2 protein-coding genes are annotated in these 574 nt (G+C 76.5%); both read left to right on the plus strand.

Annotated elements, in window-relative coordinates; genetic code table 11:
• The coding region (locus ACTJK8_RS20830; RefSeq protein ID WP_440762449.1) for a UDP binding domain-containing protein at positions 1-354 on the plus strand (354 nt) is incomplete at its 5' end.
• 20 nt (positions 355-374) lie between these two features.
• Complete coding sequence (locus ACTJK8_RS20835) at positions 375-521, plus strand: hypothetical protein (RefSeq protein WP_012321526.1); 147 nt, start codon at positions 375-377, stop codon at positions 519-521.
• Positions 522-574: the final 53 nt, after the last annotated feature.

The following is a 574-nucleotide window of genomic DNA, read 5'->3' on the forward strand; positions in this document are numbered from 1 at the left end:
GCCGGCCTGCAGGATGCCGGCGCCGTGGTCCGCGCCTACGATCCCGAGGGCATGGAGCAGGCGCGCCCGCTCCTGCCCGGCGTCGCCTTCGCGGAGGATGCCTATCACTGCGCCGAGGGCGCGGACGTGCTGGTCCTCGTCACCGAATGGGACGCGTTCCGGGCGCTGGACCTCGACCGGCTGCGGGCGGTGATGCAGCGACCGGTCCTCGTGGATCTCCGCAACGTCTACCGGGCCGACGACGTCCGGGCTCACGGCTTCGCCTACAGCAGCGTGGGCCGCCCCGCCGCGCCCGGGGACGAGGCCGAGATCCCGCCGGCTCCCCATCGCGCGGACGCCGCCGCGACGGCGTGAGGCGGGGCCGACATCGGCGGATGGAAGCCCCGCAGATCCTCGGGATCGCCGACCCGGCGCGCGACCTTTCCGGCACGCGGGATCTCCGCCCGGCCGGCGGGCGGGTCGAGACGGCGGCGACGCCGACCTGCGGCGTCGAGGCCGCGCCGATCGCGCCGGGCGGGTGATCCGCCCGCCTCCCTGACCGGTCCGATAACAAACGGACCCCCTCGCGGGCCGC

Origin of the sequence: Methylobacterium sp. 22177 (assembly GCF_052045615.1) — a bacterium.
Classification (GTDB): Bacteria; Pseudomonadota; Alphaproteobacteria; order Rhizobiales; family Beijerinckiaceae; genus Methylobacterium; species Methylobacterium radiotolerans.

Coding starts and splice junctions, on each gene's coding strand:
- ACTJK8_RS20835 (WP_012321526.1), top strand. CDS start 375: ATGGAAGCCCCGCAGATCCTCGGGATCGCCGACCCGGCGCGCGACCTT.